This is a genomic window from Streptomyces sp. NPDC054841 (genome assembly GCF_053611045.1).
Map to the genome: position 1 here is coordinate 1 of NZ_JBSGZO010000556.1, position 5,147 is coordinate 5,147.

Here is a 5,147-nt window from a genome sequence, read left to right on the forward strand (position 1 = left end):
GAGCGAGGCTCCGCGCCGGGCGGCCGCGTACGCACTACCCGATCGTCACCCGGAAGATCTTGTCCGCTCCGGCCGGCTCGCCCCCGTTCCCGTCCGCGTTCGTCGTCGACAGCCACATCTGGTCCGCGCCCGGCACCTTCGTCACACTGCGCAGACGTCCGTACGTGCCGACGTAGTACGCCTTCGCCGTACCGACGTTCTCGTTGTCGGGGCTGATCGGGATCTGCCAGAGCCGTTCGCCGCGCAGCGACGCCATGTAGACGGCGCTGTCGACGATGGCGATCCCGCTCGGTGAGGCCTCGGCCACGTCCCAGGTCTTCTTGGGGTTGGTCATTCCGGAGACGCTGCAGTCGCCCTCGCACTGCGGCCAGCCGTAGTTCCTGCCGGACTTGATGAGATTGAGCTCGTCCTTGGAGTTCTGGCCGAGCTCCGCCGACCAGAGCCGGCCCTCGGCGTCGAAGGCGAGGCCCTGCGGATTGCGGTGGCCCATGCTGAAGACGAGGTTCCCGAAGGGGTTGCCGGGCGCCGCCTTGCCGTCCTTGGTCATCCGCAGGATCTTGCCGTTGAGGGAGTTCCTGTCCTGGGCGAGGGAGGGGGTCTGGGCGTCGCCCGTGGACGCGTACAGATGGCCGTCGGGGCCGAAGGCCAGCCGGCCGCCGTTGTGGAACGTGGCCTTCTTGATGCCCTGGACCAGGGCCTTGTAGCCGCTGAGCGAGGAACCGTCGTACGTCATGCGGGCGACGCGGTTGCCGTCCGAGGACGTGTGCATGAAGTACACGTGGTGGTTCGAGGCCCAGTCGGGGTCGACCGCGACGCCCATCAGGCCTCCTTCGCCGCCCGTGGCCTGGGACTGGGGAACGGTGCCGATCTGGCTCCTGGTCCCGTCCGGCGTCACCCTGAACACCTTGAACGAGTCGCGTTCGGTGACGAGTGCGGCCGAGCCGTCCGGCAGCCAGGAGGCACCCCAGGGGATCGACCAGCCGGTCGAGATGGTGGTGATCCCGGTGGGGGCACCGGCGGCGCTCGCCGCCGAGGCGGGCTGGACCGGCCCGGCGATCAGTGCCGCTGCACCGGCGGCGGCCGCCACGCCGGTCAGGATCTTGGATGTGGTGCTCGCGTGCATGGGTGGATGCCTCCATGTGGGGGATGGGGGGTTGTGGGGGGAACTCGTGCCCGGGGTGGTGCGAGGGGGCAGCGGTCGATCCCGGTCCTTCTCAGACGAGCTGGTAGGCGCGCAGGCCGGTGAGGAGCAGGTGGCAGTTCTGCAGGGATCCCGAACTGTCGCCGAGAGAGCGGTAGATACCCCACTTGGGGCGTACCCGGTCCGCGAGGAAGGTGTCGACGCCCGACTTCGACTTGTCGATCACGGTCGTCGAGCCGTTCTTGAGGATCCAGCGGACCGAGCCCGACGTCCCGTTTCCGATCCTGATCTGGAAGTCGACGTCGATCCACTTGTTGTGCAGGGGTTCCAGGTTCGTCCGGCCCACCAGCGTGTCGGAGTCGAAGAGCTTCAGTTCGATCGTCTGGACCCCGCTCACCCGGCGCAGTGACTGCACGACGATCGGAGAGCTGCCGGTGCCGGGCTGCTTCATCTGCATGATGTGGGTGAAGGTCGTGGTCGCCTTCAGGCTGCTGGGGATGTACATCGCGTAGGTGATCCGCCAGGTCTCGCCCTGCAGCCACTTCAGGTACGAGGAGCCGTTGCGGCAGCCGGTGACCTCCTGGCGCTGGCGGTCGGTGCTGGTGTCGCGGTCGACGGTGTGCATGTTGAAGCGCCAGTTGTCGCCCTCGGCGAAGATGTGCGGCTGACCGGCCGTGTGCGAGTCGGCGCGGTCGTCCTCGATCGTCTCGAAGGCCCTCAGTCCGTCGCCGCTCGCGGAGGGCGACCAGCGCAGCTGCCAGGAAGCGGCGGACGCGGCCGGCGCGGCGGGCAGTCCGGCCGCGACTGCGCCGCCGAGGGCTGCGCCCAGTACGGCTCTGCGCGATGTGCCATGTGATGCGGTCATCTCGTACGTCACCTCGCTCGGAGTTGTTCGGTCGTGATTCGGTCCTGATCAGGAAGGCGCCGAGGACGTGGAAATCGTTCGTCGCCCTCGCGCGGCCGATGGGGTGCGCCGGTGGCCCGGCCCCTGGTATCGCCCGCTCCCGGCTGTCGGCGCTTCATGGCGCGCGATGGCCTTCCTCGCGGTAGGCGTACGCGGGAACCGGCTGCTCGTCCGCGCCACGGCGCGGCGCGTCCACCAGTGCGCGTACGAGTCCGTGGTCGGGCGAGAGCCGGCAGACCGGGTCGGTGCGCGCCGCGTCCCCCGTGAGCGCGTACGCCTGGCAGCGACAGCCGCCGAAGTCCTTGGTGCGCAGGTCACAGGTGCGGCACGGTTCGCTCATCCACTCCTCGCCGCGGTAGAGGTTGAACGCCCGGGACTCGCGCCAGATCCACTCCAGCGGGCGGTCCTTGACGTTCGGTGCGTCGAGGCCGGGCAGCGGGGCCGCGGCCGGGCAGGGGTAGACGGTCCCGTCGGGGGCGACGGTGAGCGAGACGGCACCCCAGCCGCCCATACAGGGCTTGGCCGTGCCGTCCACGTAGTCGGGCACGACCCAGACGAGGTCCATGCGCCCGTCGAGCCGGGCCCGCCAGGCCTCGACGGAGCGCCGGGCCCGCGCCACCTGTTCGCGGCCGGGCAGCAGGGTGTCGCGGTTGACCAGGGCCCAGCCGTAGAACTGGGTGTTGGCCAGCTCGATCCGGTCGGCGCCCCAGGCGAGGCCCAGTTCGACGATGTCGTCCAGGGCGTCGAGGTTGGCCCGGTGCAGTACGACATTGAGCCCGAGGGGCAGTCCCGCATCCCGTACGAGCCGGGCTGCCCGTTCCTTCGCCGCGAACGAGCGGGCGCCCGCGACCAGTTCGGAGGCGACGGCGTCCGCGTGCTGGACGGAGAGCTGGACACTGCGCAGGCCGGCCCCGGTCAGCGCTGTGAGCCGCTTCTCATGGAGGCCGACGCCGCTCGTCACCAGTTGGGTGTGGATGCCGTACGCGTCGGCCGCCGCGACGATCTCGGTGAGATCGCGGCGCAGCAGGGGCTCGCCGCCGGACACATGCATCTGGACGACTCCGAGGCCGGAGGCCTGCCGCAGCACGTCGGTCCATTGCCGTGTGGTCAGTTCAGCTGACCGACCGACCAGTTCGACGGGGTTGGAGCAGTACGCGCAGCGCAGTGGACAGCCGTGGGTGAGCTCGGCCAGCAGCGCCCACGGCGGCGCGACGGGGGACGGTTCGGCGGTGGGCTGTTCGGCAGGAGTCATCGCAGCCATCCCTCCTCCTTCAGCCGGCCGAGGAACGCCGGGACCTCGGCGGCGACCGGCGCACCCGGATGGCGTACGGCGAGCTCCGCGACGATCGCTTCGACGTCGTGCTCGCCGTCGCAGAGCCGCACGATGGAGCCCGCGTTGCCCTTGAGGACGACGACTCGCTCCGGCAGGACCAGGAGATCCGTCGTGCGCACCGGGTCGTGGCGGAGCATCACCGACCGCGACAGCACCGGTTTCCACGTCATGTCAGCTCCCCCAGCTCCTCCCGCTCCCCCAGCTCCCCCGCGCGCTCGATCGCGTCCAGCAGCGACCACAGCACGTCGCACTTGAAGCCGAGCGCCGCGACCGCCGCCTCCTGCTGCTCGCGCGTGCGCGCCCATTCCAGAACCAGGCCGAGCGCCTCCTCGCTGTCGCGGCCGCCCTGGCCGATGCGGTTGCGGAAATAGGTGAGCCCGTCCGCCTCGATCCAGCGGTAGTGGCGTTCGAAGGCGGCGATGCGGGTGCGCATGATGCCGGGTGCGGAGAGTTCGGTGAGCGAGGCGGCGACGGCCTCGAGCGGGCCGCGCAGCCGGCAGAAGTTGACGTACCCGTCGACCGCGAGCCGGACGCCGGGCAGGACTTCGGCCCCTGACCAGAGCCGGGCGCGGTCGATCCCGGCGGCCTCGCCGAGCCGCAGCCAGCGTTCGATGCCACCGTCGCCGTCCTTCTCCCCGTCGTGGTCCTGGATCCGGCGCAGCCAGGCCCGGCGCAGCGCCGGGTCGTCGAACTTGGCGAGGATCAGCGCGTCCTTGACGGGGATGTGGCGCTGGTAGTGGAAGCGGTTGATGATCCATCGACGCAGTTCGGCGGGGGTGAGACTGCCGTCGTGCATCCGTACGTTGAAGGGGTGCCGGTCGTGGTAGCGCTCTGCGGCCACGGCGCGCAGCCGAGCCGTGAGCTCGTCCCGGCTCCAGATACCTGTGCCCGCTCCTGGGATACCCGAACTCGGTCCAGCGTGCGTTGCCGTATTCACAGCTCGATCACCATCCGGTCGGCGGCGACTTCGAGGCCCCAGCCGGAGAGCAGCGCGTGCTGTGCGGCTTCCGGGTCCCCGAGGGGGTTGGTGTTGTTGAGGTGGGTGTAGAGGCAGCGGGCGCGCAGCCCGGTGAGCCGCCGGGCGGTGCCGTTCGGGCCGCTGATGGGGAGATGTCCCATGCCGGTGGCGGACTTCGCGGAGATCCCGGTGCGTACGGGTTCGCCGTCGTCCCAGAAGGTGCCGTCGAGGATGACGCAGTCGGCGTCCTCGACGGCGTTCTGGAGGCCGTCGGTCCAGCGGGCGAGGGCGGGGGCGTAGACGAGGCTCTTGCCGGTCGTCGTCTCGCGCAGCCGTAGGGCGACGACCCAGTCGGGGTCCTCCGGGTGGAGGGTGTTCTCGGTGGCGGCGTACCGGGGCCGTTTCGCCGAGACGGGCACGGCGTCGATCTCGACCGTGCCGCCCTTGACGAGCGGCTGCGGATCCCCGCCCAGATCCCGCCACCCGAGCCGGGTGTAGGGGTCGAGGATGTCGCCGAGCCGGAGCCGCCCGAGGAGGGCTTCGCGTACGGGCGCGGTGGCGAGGATCTCGAGGCCGTCGGCCTCGCGCAGCCTGGCGATGCCGAGGGTGTGGTCGAGTTCGGCGTCGGTGAGGACGATCCCGGCCACCGGTGTGTCGCGCGGTCCGGGTCCGGGCCGCAGTGCGGGGGTGTCCTCGATCTGGTCACCGATGTCGGGGGTGGCGTTGACGAGGTACCAGCGCCCCTCGTCCGCGCGCAGGGCGAGTGAGGCGTGACGGCGGCGCCGGTGCGGGTGTGCGCGTGCCCCGGCGC

The 5,147-nt window shown here is 70.8% G+C and carries 6 protein-coding genes; all 6 read right to left on the reverse strand.

The genetic code is table 11. From position 1 onward, the window contains the following. Window positions 1-34: 34 nt before the first annotated feature. Window positions 35-1,123: a PQQ-dependent sugar dehydrogenase gene (locus ACWGI8_RS39025; RefSeq protein ID WP_453668189.1), complete on the reverse strand. Its 1,089-nt coding sequence runs from the start codon at window positions 1,121-1,123 to the stop codon at window positions 35-37. A 91-nt stretch (window positions 1,124-1,214) separates the two neighbouring features. After that, a complete protein-coding gene (locus ACWGI8_RS39030; RefSeq protein WP_453668190.1) occupies window positions 1,215-2,006 on the reverse strand; it encodes a Tat pathway signal sequence domain protein in 792 nt (263 codons plus the stop codon). A gap of 154 nt (window positions 2,007-2,160) precedes the next feature. Next, complete coding sequence (pqqE, locus tag ACWGI8_RS39035) at window positions 2,161-3,306, reverse strand: pyrroloquinoline quinone biosynthesis protein PqqE (protein WP_453668191.1); 1,146 nt, start codon at window positions 3,304-3,306, stop codon at window positions 2,161-2,163. Beyond that, the gene (pqqD, locus tag ACWGI8_RS39040) at window positions 3,294-3,548 is read right to left on the reverse strand and encodes a pyrroloquinoline quinone biosynthesis peptide chaperone PqqD (RefSeq protein WP_453668192.1); all 255 of its coding nucleotides are present in this window, start codon (window positions 3,546-3,548) and stop codon (window positions 3,294-3,296) included. Before pqqD ends, pqqE begins: the two co-directional genes overlap by 13 nt. Continuing rightward, complete coding sequence (gene pqqC, locus ACWGI8_RS39045; RefSeq protein WP_453668193.1) at window positions 3,545-4,219, reverse strand: pyrroloquinoline-quinone synthase PqqC; 675 nt, start codon at window positions 4,217-4,219, stop codon at window positions 3,545-3,547. Before pqqC ends, pqqD begins: the two co-directional genes overlap by 4 nt. A gap of 92 nt (window positions 4,220-4,311) precedes the next feature. Beyond that, window positions 4,312-5,147, reverse strand: an 836-nt coding sequence (pqqB, locus tag ACWGI8_RS39050; RefSeq protein WP_453668194.1) for a pyrroloquinoline quinone biosynthesis protein PqqB, incomplete at its 5' end; no start/stop codon positions are given.

Coding starts and splice junctions, on each gene's coding strand:
- ACWGI8_RS39030 (WP_453668190.1), bottom strand. CDS start 2,006: ATGACCGCATCACATGGCACATCGCGCAGAGCCGTACTGGGCGCAGCC.
- pqqE (WP_453668191.1), bottom strand. CDS start 3,306: ATGGCTGCGATGACTCCTGCCGAACAGCCCACCGCCGAACCGTCCCCC.
- pqqD (WP_453668192.1), bottom strand. CDS start 3,548: ATGACGTGGAAACCGGTGCTGTCGCGGTCGGTGATGCTCCGCCACGAC.
- ACWGI8_RS39025 (WP_453668189.1), bottom strand. CDS start 1,123: ATGCACGCGAGCACCACATCCAAGATCCTGACCGGCGTGGCGGCCGCC.